Origin of the sequence: Sphingomonas sp. BK036 (assembly GCF_004216825.1) — a bacterium.
Lineage (GTDB): Bacteria > Pseudomonadota > Alphaproteobacteria > Sphingomonadales > Sphingomonadaceae > Sphingomonas.
This window is the reverse complement of sequence record NZ_SGXR01000006.1, coordinates 204158-220571: the sequence shown is the minus strand read 5'-3', so window position 1 is coordinate 220571 and position 16414 is coordinate 204158. Positions and strand designations below refer to the sequence as shown.

General features: G+C 67.5%; 15 protein-coding genes and 1 tRNA gene. 7 read left to right on the top strand and 9 right to left on the bottom strand.

Annotation, left to right across the window (positions count from 1 at the left end; translation table 11 throughout):
• Nucleotides 1–15 precede the first annotated feature (15 nt).
• Nucleotides 16–1149 carry a hypothetical protein gene (locus tag EV283_RS14255; protein WP_130326454.1) on the top strand — a complete coding sequence of 378 codons (1134 nt, stop codon included), beginning with the start codon at nucleotides 16–18 and terminating at the stop codon, nucleotides 1147–1149.
• On the opposite strand, the gene EV283_RS14250 is transcribed toward EV283_RS14255, so the two are convergent.
• The 3 genes from EV283_RS14250 to ubiA are packed head-to-tail and all read right to left on the bottom strand — an operon-like array spanning nucleotide 1146 to nucleotide 4251.
• Nucleotides 1146–1910 carry a 3'(2'),5'-bisphosphate nucleotidase CysQ gene (locus tag EV283_RS14250; RefSeq protein WP_130326955.1) on the bottom strand — a complete coding sequence of 255 codons (765 nt, stop codon included), beginning with the start codon at nucleotides 1908–1910 and terminating at the stop codon, nucleotides 1146–1148. The two genes, EV283_RS14255 and EV283_RS14250, sit on opposite strands and share 4 nt — an antisense overlap.
• Nucleotides 1911–1953: 43 nt before the next feature.
• Nucleotides 1954–3300: a TldD/PmbA family protein gene (locus EV283_RS14245; RefSeq protein ID WP_130326452.1), complete on the bottom strand. Its 1347-nt coding sequence runs from the start codon at nucleotides 3298–3300 to the stop codon at nucleotides 1954–1956.
• 9 nt (nucleotides 3301–3309) lie between these two features.
• Complete coding sequence (gene ubiA, locus EV283_RS14240) at nucleotides 3310–4251, bottom strand: 4-hydroxybenzoate octaprenyltransferase (protein ID WP_130326450.1); 942 nt, start codon at nucleotides 4249–4251, stop codon at nucleotides 3310–3312.
• Between the two features lie 83 nt (nucleotides 4252–4334).
• Here ubiA and EV283_RS19185 point away from each other — a divergent pair, with 83 nt between their 5' ends.
• From EV283_RS19185 to EV283_RS14230, 3 genes are all read left to right on the top strand, one after another.
• On the top strand, nucleotides 4335–4496 hold the full coding sequence (locus EV283_RS19185) for a hypothetical protein (RefSeq protein ID WP_165391792.1): 162 nt from the start codon (nucleotides 4335–4337) through the stop codon (nucleotides 4494–4496).
• A 478-nt stretch (nucleotides 4497–4974) separates the two neighbouring features.
• Nucleotides 4975–5718, top strand: a complete 744-nt coding sequence (locus EV283_RS14235; RefSeq protein ID WP_130326448.1) for a 16S rRNA (uracil(1498)-N(3))-methyltransferase — start codon at nucleotides 4975–4977, stop codon at nucleotides 5716–5718.
• An 82-nt stretch (nucleotides 5719–5800) separates the two neighbouring features.
• A complete protein-coding gene (locus EV283_RS14230; protein ID WP_130326446.1) occupies nucleotides 5801–7174 on the top strand; it encodes a glutamate--cysteine ligase in 1374 nt (457 codons plus the stop codon).
• 97 nt (nucleotides 7175–7271) lie between these two features.
• On the opposite strand, the gene EV283_RS14225 is transcribed toward EV283_RS14230, so the two are convergent.
• Complete coding sequence (locus EV283_RS14225) at nucleotides 7272–8582, bottom strand: DUF1295 domain-containing protein (RefSeq protein ID WP_130326444.1); 1311 nt, start codon at nucleotides 8580–8582, stop codon at nucleotides 7272–7274.
• A 118-nt stretch (nucleotides 8583–8700) separates the two neighbouring features.
• Here EV283_RS14225 and EV283_RS14220 point away from each other — a divergent pair.
• A tRNA-Gly gene (locus tag EV283_RS14220) sits at nucleotides 8701–8774 on the top strand.
• 49 nt (nucleotides 8775–8823) lie between these two features.
• Here the strand turns inward: EV283_RS14220 and EV283_RS14215 are convergent.
• From EV283_RS14215 to groES, 5 genes are all read right to left on the bottom strand, one after another.
• Nucleotides 8824–9264: a winged helix DNA-binding protein gene (locus tag EV283_RS14215; RefSeq protein WP_165391791.1), complete on the bottom strand. Its 441-nt coding sequence runs from the start codon at nucleotides 9262–9264 to the stop codon at nucleotides 8824–8826.
• 20 nt (nucleotides 9265–9284) lie between these two features.
• Entirely contained in the window at nucleotides 9285–9743 is a 459-nt protein-coding gene (locus EV283_RS14210) for a hypothetical protein (RefSeq protein WP_130326440.1), read from the bottom strand.
• 34 nt (nucleotides 9744–9777) lie between these two features.
• On the bottom strand, nucleotides 9778–10725 hold the full coding sequence (locus EV283_RS14205; RefSeq protein WP_130326438.1) for a sigma factor-like helix-turn-helix DNA-binding protein: 948 nt from the start codon (nucleotides 10723–10725) through the stop codon (nucleotides 9778–9780).
• Nucleotides 10726–11200: 475 nt separating this feature from the next.
• Nucleotides 11201–12844 carry a chaperonin GroEL gene (gene groL / locus EV283_RS14200; protein ID WP_056416355.1) on the bottom strand — a complete coding sequence of 548 codons (1644 nt, stop codon included), beginning with the start codon at nucleotides 12842–12844 and terminating at the stop codon, nucleotides 11201–11203.
• A 120-nt stretch (nucleotides 12845–12964) separates the two neighbouring features.
• Nucleotides 12965–13252 (bottom strand): co-chaperone GroES, encoded by a 288-nt coding sequence (gene groES, locus EV283_RS14195; protein ID WP_055873868.1) that lies wholly within the window; start codon nucleotides 13250–13252, stop codon nucleotides 12965–12967.
• A 577-nt stretch (nucleotides 13253–13829) separates the two neighbouring features.
• Here groES and sppA point away from each other — a divergent pair.
• Together sppA and EV283_RS14185 are read left to right on the top strand one after the other, a co-directional pair.
• Nucleotides 13830–15782 (top strand): signal peptide peptidase SppA, encoded by a 1953-nt coding sequence (sppA, locus tag EV283_RS14190; protein ID WP_130326436.1) that lies wholly within the window; start codon nucleotides 13830–13832, stop codon nucleotides 15780–15782.
• Entirely contained in the window at nucleotides 15782–16366 is a 585-nt protein-coding gene (locus EV283_RS14185; protein WP_130326434.1) for a GNAT family N-acetyltransferase, read from the top strand. Before sppA ends, EV283_RS14185 begins: the two co-directional genes overlap by 1 nt.
• Nucleotides 16367–16414: the final 48 nt, after the last annotated feature.

The window sequence follows — 16414 nt, the reverse complement described above, 5'->3', positions numbered from 1 at the left end:
TTCGGAGGCTGAACCATGATCGCGTTGCTTTTTGTGCTGACGATGCAGGCGGCCACTCCGGACATCGTCGTTTCCGGCAAACGTCTCGCCGAGGCGTATGAGGCGTGCGTCGAGCAGGGGTGCCCGCCGCTTCGCGACGCGCAGGTCTCGATCGCGTTTGCGGAGCAGCAATTCCGTCAGGGTGCGTACCAGAAAGCCCGGCATACGCTTGCCGCCGCCGTCGCGCGAAACAAGGATAACGCCGCGGTCGCGCCCAAGCCCGTCGCAGCGCTGTACGAAGCCTATGCCACTGTTTCGCTGCACGATGGCGAGATGGACGTCTTCAAAAAAGCTGTAGGCGGCCAGGTAAGAACGCTGCGTGACAATCTGCCGTCCACCGATCCCGCGGTGACGGCCGCCGCGTTCGCGACGGGCGACATGTGGGTTTCCCTGGGGAACGGACGCGCCGCGGAAAGCTCCTATCGCGCGGTCGAGCGGCAGGCGCTGGCAAACGGCGATGCGACGCTGGCGATGTTGGCAACCCTGCGGCGTGTCGGCTTGGCCAATGCGCGCCGTGATCCCGCGGGGGCAACGCGACTCCTGGCCGAAGCCGAGGCGAGACCGGCCGCGGCCGATCCCGCGCTTCGCTCCGTCTTGCAGGTGGTGCGATTGAGGCTGGCTGCAAAACGTGCGGACGACGCAGCGGTCGACCGTCTGGTACGCGACATAGGCCATGAAACCTCGGCCCGGCCGATCCTCATCTGGTCGCCGCCTTACGAACCCTCTGCACAGGCGAGCGCAAGGGAAGACGCCGCCAAATTCGGGTCTGTTGATCCGGTACCAGCGAGATCGTCAGATCTGGATCCTATGCAATGGGTCGATATCGGGTTCTGGATCAAGCCTGATGGCAAGACCGACGACGCCGAAATCCTGCGCGGATCGCGATCGACGGGCTGGGCAAACTATCTCGTCAGGCAGGTATCGGAACGCCGATATACGGGAATTCCCGGCCCGGATGGCGGCAACGGCGTCTACAGGATCGAGCGGTTCTCGCTGCGCGGCACCTATCAGGTGCCCACAGGCAGCCTGATCAGCAGACGCGGCGGCCCCGCTGCGCTTCAGGTTCTCGATTTGACGGCCCCGGAAACGCGGGTGACGGCAAGCCGCTAACCGCCGATCGCGCGCGCCCGGTCGGCGAGGCGCTCGACCGCCGCGGCGTGTATGCCCGGCGTCGAGGTCAGCACGCCGAATGCCTGTGGCCGTGGCTTGTTGAACACCAGCGGCGCGCCGAGGGCGTCGCTGACCGCGGCGCCCGCTTCGCTTGCGACCAGGACCGCGGCGGCGATGTCCCATTCGTTGCCCCAGCGGAGCGTGGCGACGAGGTCGGCTTCGTCGGCGGCGACCATCGCTATGCGCAGCGCGATCGAGTTGGGTTTGTGGACCATGACGAGGTCGCGGTCGGCCTTGGGGAGCGCGTCAGTGGGTGTGCGGCTGCCAGGGAAGTCGGTGCGGGTGCCGGTCTGGAGCGTGACGCCGTTGCGGGTGGCGCCCTGCCCTGCCACCGCGTGCCAGCGTTCGTCGCGCGATGGCGCTTCGAGGATTCCGATCACCGGGCGGCCGCGGTCGACCAGCGCGATCGAGACGCACCAGCCGGGCCGCGCGCGGATATAGTCGCGCGTGCCGTCGATCGGGTCGACCACCCAGAGCAGGTCGTGCGCGAGACGGTCGGCGTTGTCGGCGGTTTCCTCGGACAGCCAGCCGGCTTCGGGAAGCAAGGTCGACAGTCGCGCCTTGAGCATTCGGTCGATCGCGATGTCGAGTTCGCAGACCGGGCTGCCGGGGGTCTTCTCCCAGCGCTGGAAGTCGGTGTCGAACCGGTCGTGCGCCAACGCGCCCGCCTCCTGCGCGATTCCCCCGACCGCGTCGGCCATCGCGCGGAGCCAGTCGGGCGAGCGCTGCGGGCCGCGCAGGCGCTCAGCCACTCGCCACCGTCATGCCCTCCACGCGGAGAGTCGGCACGTTGACGCCGTAGCGGAATTCGAGGTCGTTCGCGGGCGTCATCGCGAGGAACATGTCCTTCACGTTGCCGGCGATCGTGAACTCGGCGACGGGCGTCGTGATCTGGCCGTTCTCGATCCGGAAGCCTGCCGCGCCGCGGCTATAGTCGCCGGTGACGCCGTTCGCGCCGCCGCCCATCAGTTCGGTGACGTAGACGCCCGATTCGATGTCCGCGATCAGCGTTTCGAGCGGAACGTGACCCGGCTCCATGAACACGTTGCTGGTCGACACGCCGGGGCCGCCGCCGATACCGCGCGCGGCGTGGCCGGTCGGCTCGAGGCCGAGCTGGCGCGCCGAAGCCGAGTCGAGCAGCCAGCGTTCGAGCATGCCGTCCTCGATTATCTCGCTTGGCGAGACGGGCAGGCCCTCTCCATCGAACGGGCGTGAGCGCAGGCCGTGCGGGCGGTGCGGGTCGTCGCGGATCGTGATGCCGTGCGCGAACACCTGGCTGCCGAGTGAATCGAGCAGGAAGCTGGTTTTCCGCGTGATCGCCTGGCCGGAGATCGCGCCGAGCATGTGACCGATCAGCGACCCGCCGACACGGCGGTCGTAGATGATCGTGGTGGAGCCGCTGACGAGGCGACCGGGGTTGAGGCGGGCAACGGCCTGTTCGCCTGCGCGGCGGCCGATCGCTTCGGGGGATTCGAGATGCGCGCGCAGGCGGGCGCTGCTGTGCGCGTAATCGCGTTGCATGGCGCTGCCTTCGCCGGCCAGCACGCTGGCCGACACGCCATAACCGGTCGCGGCGTACGCGCCAGCGAACCCGTGGCTGGTGGCGAGCGCCCAGACGCTGCGCGATGCGCTCGCGCCGCCGCCTTCGCTGTTCGAGACGCCGGGGACGGCGCGGGCGGCGTCTTCGGCTTCGAGCGCCGCATCACGGAGCTGCTCGGGACTGACCTCGCCGCCGTCGTCGAGGCCGAGCATCGGGGTGATGCCGTGGAGCAGGCGGTCGGCGGGGGCGAGGCCGGCCCAGGGATCTTCGGGAGCCTCGCGCGCCATCGCGACCGCGCGTTCGACGAGCGCGTCCATCGCGGCGGTCGACAGGTCGGAGGTGGAGACGCTGGCGGAACGCTGGCCGACGAACACGCGCAGGCCGAGGTCCTCGCTCTCGGACCGGCCGATATCCTCGAGCTTGCCGAGGCGGATCGAGACGTCGAGCGCGGCGTCGGCGGCGAAGACCGCGTCGGCGGCGTCGGCCCCGGCGGCCTTGGCGCGCTGGACGATATCGTGGGCGCGGTCGCGGGCTTGGTCTGGAGTCAGCATATCAGCGACTTAAGGATGGAGCGTCGTGCCGACAACCACGCAGGCGAGGAACATGAGCAGTCCGGCGAACCGGTTCGCGCGGAAACGCGCGAGTGCGGCGGTGCCCGCCCCCTCCTGCGTGTCGGGTTTGAGCGTGACGACCTGCCAGCCGAGGTGGAGCGCGACGGGAACGAGCGCGGCGATCGCGAGCGGATCGGGGCGGACGGTCCAGAACGCTGCGGCCCAGAGCGCGACGGCGGCGATGTAGAAGATCCCGACGCCGGCCTTCACATGGCTACCCATGCGGAGCGCCGACGAGCGGATGCCGATCATCGCGTCGTCCTCGCGGTCCTGCAGCGCGTAGATCGTGTCGTAGCCGATCACCCACGCGATCGAGCCCGCGTAGAGCAGCCACATCGGCGTATCGAGCGACCCGGCGATGTCGCTCCAGCCGACCAGCAATGCCCAGGAGAAGACGATCCCGAGCCAGGCCTGCGGCCACCAGGTGATGCGCTTCATGAACGGATAGGCGGCGACGGGGGCGAGGCTGGCGAGTGCGACGATCGCGGCGAAGAAGGTGAGCTGCAGCAAGACGGCGAACCCGATCAGGCACAGCACGACGAGCCAGACCCAGGCGAGCTTGATCGAGACGAGCCCGCTGGGGATCGGCCGGGCACGCGTGCGCGCGACCTGCGCGTCGAGGTCGCGATCGACGATATCGTTGAACACGCAGCCGGCACCGCGCATCGCGATGCTGCCGAGGAGGAGCCAGAGGATCAGGTCCCAACGCTGCACCGCGCCGCCGGCGAGCGCGACGCCCCAAGCGCCGGGCCAGAACAGCAGCCACCAGCCGATCGGCCGATCGAAGCGCGCGAGCAGCGCGAGGCCGCGGAGCGTCGGCGGGAGGCGACCGACCAGCCCTCGGTGTTCGCTGTCGGGGACGATTTCCATGGGCGCGGGGTGGGTCTGCATGGCGGAGGCGTAGGAAGACGGCGTTTGGCGCGCAAGCCTTTGCCGGGTAGAGTCGAGGGAGTGGCGCGTTCGGACCCTCTCACATGATCGGCCTGTCGGTCGCGGTCGGCCGCTTCGTCGAGGCGTTGTTCTGGGGAATCTTCCGCGTCGCCGGGGCGGTTGCGGGGGTGCTGATCCTTGGCGTTATCGCGGCGGCACTGGCGTGGGTGGTGGCGAGGAAGATGTGGGCGCGCCGGAGGCGGTGAGGTGCTACTCTCGGTGGATAAGGCCGCCGATGGCCGCTCACTACGCGCCGTCCGCCGATTGGCAGATTTAAAGAACGATCCGCTTACAACTAGCCCGTCATCCTGACGAAAGTCAGGATCCAGAGTAACGGACGGCGCGCTCATGGCTCTGGATCCTGACTTTCGTCAGGATGACGGAGTTTGGGGTGAACCGCGCTTGCCTAGAACCGTCGATTGGCGCGCTTGGACGATGACGACAGGCCCCGCCCGCGTTGCCCCTCCCTTGATCGCATGAGGATCTAGGGACCGCCGTTCGTTCGCGATCCTCTCTCGCCAGGGCGAGGAGGCGACGGAGGGGGTGGATACGGAACCGCGGTTCGCCCTTTCCTCCCCCTCCGTCTGGCAAGGGCCAGCCACCTCCCCCTGGCGGGGGAGGATTGGGTGGCGAACTCCTGCGCGGCCCCTCCCCGTGCCGGTGCGGATTTGCTAGGGCACTCGCATGCCCGCAACTCCCGCCTGGCCGCCGCAGTCCACGCCGCGCCTCTTCGTCGATACGCCGCTGGCGATCGGTCCGCTTCCCGTCGATGGCCCCGCCGCGCATTATCTCGTCGGGGTGATGCGGATGAAGATCGGCGATCCGGTGAAGCTGTTCGACGACCGCACCGGCGAGTGGCTCGGCGTCGCGTCGAGCGTCGGCAAGCGCGATCTGGTGCTCGACGTCACCGCGCTGCTGCGCCCGCGCGAGGACGTGCCCGATCTGTGGCTGTGCGCCGCGCCGCTGAAGAAGGGCCGCGTCGACTGGATGGCGGAGAAGGCGTGCGAGCTCGGCGTCGCGCGGCTGCAACCCGTCGTCACGCGGCGGACGATCGTCGACAAGCCCAATACCGAGCGGCTGCGCACGCAGATGATCGAGGCGGCCGAGCAATGCGGGCGCACCGCGCTGCCCGAAGTGACCGAGCCGGTGAAGCTCGCCGCGCTGCTGCGCGACTGGCCCGAGAACCGCGCGCTGTTCTTCGCCGACGAGACCGGCGGCCTGCCCGCGCTGGAGGCGATGCGCGCGCGGCCGGGGCCGGCGGCGATCCTGATCGGGCCGGAGGGCGGCTTCGATACCGACGAACGCGAGGCGATCCGCGCGCACCCGCAGGCCGTCGGGATCGGGCTGGGCCCGCGTATCCTGCGGGCGGAAACCGCCGCGGGCGCGGCCGTCGCGCTGTGGATGGCGGCGGCGGGCGACTGGCGCTGAGAACGAGGCCGGGGCGCAATACCCTACCGATTGGTCCGAATCCCCCCTAGCGGGCTCGTTCATCGCCGCGTAAGGCGCGGCAATGACGACGATACCCGCTCCGAAAAAGACCAGCCCGACGATCGAGTCGCGCGACCAGTTGATCGCCAGCTTCGCGGCGGGCGAAAAGCCCAAGGACGCATGGCGGATCGGCACCGAGCACGAGAAGTTCGTCTATGCGAATAGCGACCATCACGCGCCGTCCTACGACGAGGCGGGCGGCATCCGCGCGCTGCTCGGCGAGCTGGAGCAATATGGCTGGAAGCCGGTCATGGAGGGCGGTAACGCCATTGCGATGTCGGGCGCGGACGGCAGCATCAGCCTGGAGCCCGCGGGTCAGTTCGAGCTGTCGGGCGCGCCGCTCGATAGCCTGCACGAGACCTGCGCCGAAACCGGGCGTCACCTCGAACAGGTAAAGGCGGCGGGCGAGAAGCTCGGCATCGGCTTCCTCGGGCTCGGCATGTGGCCGGACAAGACGCGCGCCGAGCTGCCGACGATGCCCAAGGGGCGCTATGCGATCATGCTGCGGCACATGCCGCGCGTCGGCAGCATGGGGCTCGACATGATGCTGCGGACCTGCACGATCCAGGTAAACCTGGATTATGCGTCCGAGGCGGACATGGTGAAGAAATTCCGCGTCGGGCTCGCGCTCCAGCCGCTCGCGACCGCGCTGTTCGCGAACTCGCCGTTCACCGAGGGCAAGCCCAACGGGATGCTGTCGTATCGCAGCCATATCTGGTCGGACACCGATCCGCATCGCACCGGCATGCTGCCGTTCGTGTTCGAGGATGGCTTCGGCTATGAGCGCTATGCCGAGTATGCGCTCGATGTGCCGATGTACTTCGTCTACCGCGAGGGCAAGTATATCGACGCCGCCGGGCTGTCGTTCCGCGATTTTCTCAAGGGCGAATTGTCGGTGCTGCCGGGCGAGAAGCCGACGCTCGACGACTGGACCGATCACCTGTCGACCGCGTTCCCCGAGGTGCGGCTGAAGACCTTCCTCGAGATGCGTGGCGCGGACGGGGGCCCTTGGAACCGGATCTGTGCGCTGCCGGCCTTGTGGGTCGGGTTGCTGTACGATCAGGGTGCGCTCGATGCGGCATGGGATCTGGTCAAGGACTGGACGATCGACGAGCGCCAGAGCCTGCGCGACGGCGTGCCGAAGCTCGGCCTGAACGCGCCGATCGCGGGTGGCGGCACGCTGCGCGATATCGCGGGGCAGGTGCTCGACATCGCCGGCGCGGGGCTGTCGGCGCGCGCGCGGTTCAACCGGGCGGGCGACAACGAGACCGGCTTCCTCGATCCGCTGCGCGAGATCGTGCGGAGCGGCAAGGTGCCGGCGGAAGTGCTGCTCGACAAGTATCATGGCGTGTGGGGCGGCGACGTCTCGAAGGTGTACGACGAGTCCAGCTTCTGACACAAAGAGCGGTCAAGACATCTTCCCGTCATCATGACGAAAGTCAGGATCCAGAGTTACCGATGCCGACGCTCGTGGCTCTGGGCCCTGACTTTCGTCAGGGTGACGGCGTTATGCTTGGCCCGCTTGCAGCGTCTCCCCGCAGTTTGGCGAACAGCCGCGGGACGAGGCCGTGGCGCGCCATCCACGCGTCATAAGCGCGGTAGTCCGGGTCGAGCTTCAGATGGCGCTCCTCGGTCTTGGCGCGCCAGTAATAGACGCCGCTCACCGCCGCCATCAGCAACGTCGCGCGGGTCGCGTCGACCATGCTGCCAAGCGTCAGCACCGGGATGGTCGAGAGCCACCAGAACAGGTTCTTCGACAGATACGCCGGGTGCCGCGACACCGCATAGGGGCCGTGCGTGAGGATGCCGCGGTTGGTGAGGTTGGAGAACCGGAAGCCGAACGCCATCGTCGCCCAGGCATAGATCGCGGTCAGCCCGACGAGGATCGCGCCGACCAGCGCGAGCGCGAGCGGATGCCCCTGGAACCAATAGGCCCAGTCCGACGTGCCGGGATGATAATCGAGCGGACCGCCGGGGGTCATCAGGATGAACGGCGGATAGCACATCAGCGCGGGCAGCCACGCCGCCGCGAACGGGTTGGCGCTGCGGATGTGCGAATCGAGCGGGCGGAACGTCAGCAGATACCCGACCGTCGCGAACGCCACGTCGATCAGGAACATCAACGTCACCAGCCAGCTCGACAGCGCGACCGGGTCGTGGAGCACGGTCGCGACATCGCCGCGGACGAACTCGCCAAACCCCGGCGGCACGATCGCCAGCATGAAGGCGAGGAAGAACGTCTTCACCCCCCAGGCGCGCAGATGGCCATAGATAGCCTCGGGCTCCACCCCCGCCTGCCCGGTCATCCAGGCACCGAGATGCCAGGCGCCGTCGCGCGGATCGACGAGATAGCGGTCGATCCAGAGGACATAGGGGATCGACACGACGAACAGGATCGGCGCGGCGTTGGTGAAGCACCACATCGCAAATGCGAAATTGCCCTGCCAGTAGAACCGCCCGGCGCCATAGATCACCGCGATCGCCGCCCATGTCGCCCATAACCCGGCGAGCTTGGTGAGGCTCAGGTCGAGCGTCTCGCGCCATGGCTTGCCCGCCGACCAGTCGATCCCGGTGGTCGGGCTCAGATGGACCTTGTCGACGAACAGAGACCAGAGGATCATCGGCAGGCCGCACGCGGCGACGTTGGTCAGCGCCGAATAGGGCCCGTCCATCCCGTAATGCCGCGCAAGCCCGATCCAGGCCAGCACGCCGACCAGCCCCGACAGCCCCGCCCCATGGCTGACCGCGGATTTCGGGCGGGGATCGGGCGTGGCGGAAACGGCAATCGCGGGGTCGTGATCCATGCCCGGGGACTAGCGCATAATGGTAATGAAGCCATGAAGCATGTGCGCAAGCCGCCACACGGACGCTTGCGCCGGGCGCGCCGCGACGCTAGTTCCACGGCTCGCTTCGACGCGTCGGGCGGGTATAGTACAATGGTAGTACAGCAGCCTTCCAAGCTGAATACACGGGTTCGATTCCCGTTACCCGCTCCAAGTCGCGCTTAGCGCGCCCCCGACCGCATCGCGCTTCGGGCCCCAGCCTTCATTCCGCGATCAACTGTCCCAACAGGCTTGCCATCCGGCGTCGGCCCAGCGTCGTCAGGCGGACGTGCGAGCGGCGTCCATCGCGTTCGTCGCGGGTCCGTTCGACCAGGTCGGCGTCCTGCAACATCGTCAGATAGCGCAGCGCGGTGGCCGAGGGCGCACGCGCGCCGATACAGACCGCCGACACGCTGAGCTGGCGATTCTCATGCTCCGAAATGAACAGATCGAGCAGGATGTCCCAGGCGGGCTCGGAGAAGAGCGAGATACCGAGCAGGTCGTCGCGCATCTTCCGGACGGCATAGAGCCGCTTGGCAATCTCCACCAACGCCGTCGACGAGGCCGTACCGGGCGCCGGATCGACGGCAGGCAGGCTCAGGACGGGAAGGAACGTCAGGTGCTTGGTGGCAGGCACGGGCACAACGGCAATGGTGTAAGTCATAGACGTCTTCCGATTATGCGTCATCGCAGGGTCGGATCCTGGCGACTCCAGTCGAGATCCCAGCCACGGGCCCGGATCCTGCGCGAGTGCCTGACGGTCCCGATCACGAGAAGCAGGACGATGGGATAGCTCCAGGCGGCGGAGAGGACGGCATGGACGAGCCGGATCACGTCGGGGCTGATCGCACGGGTCAGGTGCGCGCCCGTCCCCAGCGCGTGGAGCGCGGTGGCCCAGGCCGGCCAGAACCGATCGGCCTTGAGCGTGATCGTGATCATCACCGCCAGCAAGATGAGGTCGACGATCATCACGCCGCCTTCCAGCCCCACGAACAGGATCGGGATATTGCGCTGGACCAGTCCGGTCGACACCGCTGCAAGCAGCAGTGCCAGTCCCGTCAGGCGCTCCGGTGCGCCGCCTCGCAGCAGGGCATAGGCCGACGCTGCCGCCTGTATCGTGTAGAACAGCCAGACCCGATCCAACTTAACCCCCCAAAGCTGGACCGAAACCGGCCGTTCAGGCCACCGCTGCCAGGCGAACCGGACCGTCGGCACGCAGCGCGCCTTCGTTCGGCGGGCATTCGGCGGTATCGCCATAGCCGTAGAACTGGCCGAGACCGATCTCGGCGCGGACGTCGACCAGCGCGCGATGCGCCTCGACAAAGCGTTGGCGCGCGTTGATGATGTCGAGCGAGGCCTGCGACAGCATCTGCAGCGCCAGCACGCCGGTGCCGACGGGCAGGTTGGCGGCGACCCGCTGCTGCAACAGCGTCGAGACGCAGGAGGCGGCGAGCATCGCGGCATGATCGACCGCAGCCTCGGCTTTCAGGAAATCGGTCGTGACCTTGTCGGTCGCATCGCGTCGCTGCTTCAACATCGTCGTTCTCCCCGAAGGCACCATCGTCGCGGTACCGTGTACGGGAGCGCTGCGGTCTCGGTTCGATCGCAACAGATTGGTCAACGTCATCGCCATGTTGAGGAGCGCCATCGACGTGACGGCGATCAGGCCCATGAGCGCGATCAGTCGGACTATCCTGTCGCCAACCGAAAACCGATTGCGCGCCACCCCTGTCGATCCGCTAGCTTCAGACAGGCCAAAGAAGCGGCGAACAAGCCCCCACGGCTCGATCTGCCTCACGTCTGGCGTGTCGGCGGGGGGGCTGGGAACGTCGATTGGTTCGGATGGTAGCCGTTCGTACGTCGGCGCCTGTCCGACCGTCGCGACGAGATCGCGGGGCGGCACGACGCCGTCGACCTCGCCGCGCTCGTGCTGCTGCAGCTGGCGGGCCGCCTCGAACCGGGTGGCGACGCCTAGGATCTGGATCGCGCGCTCGATCCGCTTGTCGATTGCGGACGGCGACACGCCGACCAACGCCGCGATTTCCTTGGAATTATGGTGCGTCAGTACCAGCCGCAGGCAGGTGCGCTGGGCTTCGGTCAACTGATCGATGCGTCCTGCGGTCATGCCGTGATGGTAGCGTGATCACCGTCCGCTTGCACCTGTTGTGTCGCCGGCGCGAAATGGCGCCCGGTGGCTGGCGGCGCCGCGTGGCGGGGACAATCAAATCAATATGGTAGGAAGATTTCCGCGATCGCGGGGATCGGGTCGGTGGTGACGGGCCGCGGGGAGCCCTTGCGGGTCACCCGGAAATTGTAAGAATCTGTGCAATGAACGTCTTCGACCGCGACTCGTGACGTTTTGCGGGGATACGTGCCACTTTGCTTGCCCCTGACGCACGAAGGGCCGGGGATCGCGCCCCGGCCCTTTGCTTTGGGTAGTCTGGTCGGAACGGAGGACCGGCGAAGCCGGCCCTTTTCGTCGGACGGGACTGGTGGCTTCGCCGCCAGCCCGCCGCGGGTCCCGTCAAAGTAATACTTTGATGGGTGCCCTGGCCGTTCTGATTTTGTGTCCGGGGCAGCATCGCTGCCCCGGTCCAAGATCAGAAGTCCATGCCGCCCATGCCGCCCATGCCGCCGCCGCCCATGGGCATGGCGGGCTTGTCTTCGGGCATCTCGCTCACGGCCGCTTCGGTCGTGATCAGGAGGCCTGCAACCGATGCTGCGTTCTGCAGCGCGGTGCGGACGACCTTGGTCGGATCGATCACGCCGGCTTCCACCAGGTTCTCATAGGTGTCGGTCGCGGCGTTGAAGCCGATGTTCGAGTCATTGCCGTCGAGCAGCTTGCCCGAAACCACCGCACCGTCATGACCCGCATTCTGCGCGATCTGGCGAACCAGAGCCGTCAGCGACTTGCGGACGATGTCGATACCGCGCGTCTGGTCTTCGTTCGCACCGGTCAGGCCGTCGAGGACCTTGGTCGCGTACAGCAACGCCGTACCACCACCGGGGACGATGCCCTCTTCGACGGCTGCGCGGGTTGCGTGCAGTGCGTCGTCGACGCGATCCTTGCGCTCCTTGACTTCGACTTCCGACGAACCGCCGACCTTGATCACCGCAACGCCACCGGCGAGCTTGGCGAGACGCTCCTGGAGCTTCTCCTTGTCATAGTCGCTGGTCGTGTTCTCGATCTGCTGACGGATCGCTTCGGTGCGGCCCTTGATCGAGTCATGATCGCCGGCACCGTCGACGATGACGGTGTTGTCCTTGTCGATCGTGACGCGCTTGGCGGTGCCGAGCATGCCGAGCGTGACGGTCTCGAGCTTGATGCCGAGGTCTTCCGAGATCATCTCGCCCTTGGTCAGGATCGCGATGTCCTCGAGCATCGCCTTGCGACGATCGCCGAAGCCCGGTGCCTTGACCGCTGCGACCTTCAGGCCGCCGCGCAGCTTGTTGACGACGAGCGTGGCGAGAGCCTCACCCTCGATGTCCTCGGCGATGATCAGGAGCGGGCGACCCGACTGAACGACGGCTTCCAGGATCGGGAGCATCGCCTGCAGGTTGCTGAGCTTCTTCTCGTGGATCAGGATGTAGGGATCCTGAAGCTCGACGGTCATCTTCTCGGGGTTGGTGATGAAGTAGGGCGAGAGATAGCCGCGGTCGAACTGCATGCCTTCGACGACGTCGAGCTCGAATTCGAGACCCTTGGCTTCCTCGACGGTGATCACGCCTTCCTTGCCGACCTTCTCCATGGCTTCGGCGATCTTCTCGCCGACTTCACGGTCGCCGTTTGCCGAGATGATGCCGACCTGCGCCACTTCCTTCGAACCCGAAACCGGCTTCGAACGCGCCTTGACGTCCTCGACGACCTTGACGACGGCGAGATCGATGCCGCGCTTCAGATCCATCGGGTTCATGCCCGCTGCGACCGACTTCATGCCCTCGCGGACGATGGCCTGCGCCAGAACCGTCGCGGTGGTCGTGCCGTCACCGGCGATGTCGTTGGTCTTCGAGGCCACTTCGCGCAGCATCTGCGCGCCCATGTTCTCGAACTTGTCCTTGAGCTCGATCTCCTTGGCGACGGTGACGCCGTCCTTGGTGATGCGCGGTGCGCCGAAGCTCTTGTCGATGACGACGTTGCGGCCCTTGGGGCCCAAGGTCACCTTGACTGCGTCGGCGAGGATGTCGACGCCGCGGAGGATGCGCTCACGCGCGTCACGACCGAATTTTACGTCCTTGGAAGCCATGTCAGCTGCCCTTTCGATGGAGTGAAGTATAGGAAGTGCAGACGCTGGCGCGGATCTCGCGGCCAGCCTTTCTCGGCCCGTTCACGTCAGCAAGAGCCGACGATCCCGAGCCCGTCGGGGTCAGCCGACGATGCCGAGAATGTCCGATTCCTTCATGATGAGGAGATCCTCACCGTCGACCTTGACCTCGGTGCCCGACCACTTGCCGAACAGAACCTTGTCGCCGGCCTTGACGTCGAGCGGGGTGATCGTGCCGTTCTCGGCGCGGGTCCCGGTGCCGACGGCGACGACTTCGCCTTCCTGCGGCTTTTCCTTGGCGGTGTCGGGGATGATGATGCCGCCAGCCGTCTTCTCTTCGGCTTCGAGGCGCTTCACCAGCACGCGATCATGCAACGGACGAAAGTTCATGGGGTCCATGTCCTTTTGGGATTGTGACAGATTTCTGGCACTCAGGGAGCCCGAGTGCCAACACCCGGCATATGTGGACGCCCGCGACCCATGTCAAAGGTTCCAGCGGAGAAAATTTTTCCTACCGGCGTGGGTTTCGGGCATCGTGCCGAGGGGGCTGCCGTTCTCCTGCGTTCGTAGGAGAACGGGGGCGGACGCGTCTCCCCTTTGCTCGCCTTCTCCTCTGCTCCCCTTCCGCTTGCGGGAGGGGTCGGGGGAGGGGCGTGTCCGGGCGGCGCGCTGGTGGGACGCCCCTCCCCTAACCCCTCCCGCAGGCGGGAGGGGGACTGGGTGGCACTCGGGGTAGAGCCAGGGACTTTCCCCCTTCTCTTCTGCTCCCCTTCCGCTTGCGGGAGGGGTCGGGGGAGGGGCGTGTCCGGGCGGCGCGTTGGTGGGACGCCCCTCCCCTAACCCCTCCCGCAGGCGGGAGGGGGACTGGGTGGCGCTCGGGGTTGAGCCAGGGACTTGAACCGGCCCTGTGTTGGCCTCGTAATACAGGCCATTTACGAAGGCCTGCGGTTGCTCTAGCTCTCGTGCCATGACCGATACCGCTGCGCCGTCCTACACCCCTGCCCCGTCCTACACCGATCCGGCCCGCCCCCCGCGGCGGAAATGGCGGCTGGTGCGCGGGGTGTGGAAGCTGCTCGTCGCGATCAAGGACGGCCTCGTCCTGCTCGCGATGCTGCTGTTCTTCGGGCTGATATTCGCGGCGCTCAACGCGCGGCCGGGGACCAAGGCGATCAAGGACGGTGCGCTGGTGCTCGACCTGAACGGGTCGATCGTCGAGCAGCCCGAGGAGCAGGCCGCGTTCGCCGCGCTTTCGGGGCAGAGCACGACTCGCCAGTTCCGGCTGCGCGACGTGGTACGCGCGATCGACACCGCGCGCACCGATGGCCGCGTGAAAGTGCTCGTGCTCGATCTCGACAGCTTTGGCGGGGCCTATCCCGCGGCACTGGGCGAGGTCGGCGACGCGCTCGCGCGGGTGCGGGCGAGCGGCAAGCCGGTGCTGGCCTATGCGACCGCGTACACCGATGGCGGCTATCGCCTCGCCGCGAATGCGACCGAGGTCTGGGTCAACCCGATGGGCGGCACGATCTTCATGGGGCCGGGTAGCAACCAGCTTTACTACAAGGGCCTGATCGACAAGCTGGGCGTCAACGCGCACGTCTATCGCGTCGGCCGCTACAAGTCGTTCGTCGAGCCCTATACGCGCGCCGACCAGAGCGAGGACGCGAAGGCGGCGAGCACTGCGCTGTACGGGACCCTGTTCTCGCAGTGGCGCGAGGCCGTCGCGAAGGCGCGTCCCAAGGCGCAGATCGCGCAGTTCATGAGCGCGCCCGACAAGGTCATCATCGCCGCGAACGGCAACATCGCCGAGGCCAATCTGCGCGCGGGAATCGTCGACAAGCTCGGCGACCGGATCGCGTTCGGCCGGCGCGTCGCCGAGATCGCCGGGTCCGACGACAAGAAGCCCGCGGGCAACTATGCCAGCATCACCTACGACACCTGGGTGAAGGCGAACCCGTTGCCGACCGGCGGCGACTCGATCGGCGTGCTGACGATCGCCGGCGAGATCGTCGACGGCGAAGGCGGCCCCGGCAAGGCGGCGGGCAAGACGATCGAGAAGGCGGTGCTCGACGGGCTCGCCAAGAAGACGCTCAAGGCGCTGGTCGTCCGCGTCGATTCGCCGGGCGGATCGGTGCTGGCATCCGAGCAGATCCGGCTCGCGATCCTCGAGGCCAAGCGGCAGAAGCTGCCCGTGGTCGTGTCGATGGGCGGCCTGGCGGCGAGCGGCGGTTACTGGGTGTCGACGCCGGCCGACGTGATCTTTGCCGAACCCGGCACGATCACCGGCTCGATCGGCATCTTCGGCGTGGTGCCGACGTTCGAGAACGCGCTCGCCAAGATCGGCGTGACGAGCGACGGCGTGAAGACGACGCCGCTGTCGGGCCAGCCCGACATCACCGGCGGGACCACGCCGATGTTCGACGCGATCGCGCAGGCCGGCATCGAGAACGGGTATCGCGCCTTCGTGTCGCGCGTCGCCGCGTCGCGGAAAATGACGCCCGCGCGGGTCGACGAGATCGGCCAGGGTCGCGTCTGGGATGGCGGCACCGCGCGGCAGATCGGGCTGGTCGACCGGTTCGGCACGCTCAAGGACGCGATCGACGAGGCCGCCAAGCGCGCCAAGCTCGATCCGGCCAAGGTCCATGCGGAGTATCTCGAAAAGAAGCCTGGCTTCCTCGCGACGATCGCGCAGGATTTCGGCAATGACGGCAGCGACGACGATGCGGGCGGCGGCGATGCGTTCGCGCATGTCGCGGCGGACCGCCGCCAGATGCTCGCGCGTGCGGTCGGCGACATGAAGCGGCTCGCGACCTCGGGTTCGGTCCAGGCGCGCTGCCTCGAGTGCGGCGGGATGGGGCCGACGACCGCCGGCTTTAGCGACGCCAAGCTGCTCGACCTGCTGCTGGCACGGATCGGGTTCTGATGGTCGCCGCCTCTGCAAACGGGGGCGGCATCGTCATCCGCGCCGCGGTTCCCGAGGACGCGGCGTCGATCGCGGCGATCTATGCGCCGCACGTGCTGGTCGGAACGGTATCGTTCGAGACCGACGCGCCCGATGCGCGGCAGATGCGCGCGCGGATGGCGGCATCGGACGGGCTGTATCCGTGGCTGGTCGCGACGATCGGGGCCGAGGGCGGCGTGCTCGCGTTCGCCTATGCCGCGCCGTTCCACAAGCGCGAGGCGTACCGGTTCGCGTGCGAGACCACGGTCTATGTCGCGGACGCGGCGCAGCGCCAGGGGGCGGGGCGGCTGCTGTACGAGGCGCTGATCGATACGCTGCGCGCGCAGGGCTTCACGCAGGCGATCGGCGCGATCGCGCTGCCCAATGATTCGTCGATCAAGCTGCACGAGGCGGTCGGGTTCCGGCGCGCGGGCGTGTACCGCGAGGTGGGGTACAAGAATGGCCGGTGGATCGACGTGGGGCATTGGCAGTGCCAGCTGAACGATCCCGCGGTGCCGCCGGTCGAGCCGCGGCAGTTTGCGGATGTCGGCGTGGTGCGGGGGTGATTCCTTCGCCCGTGCTTCAGGCGCTCGCAAACTCCTGCCCCACCCCGG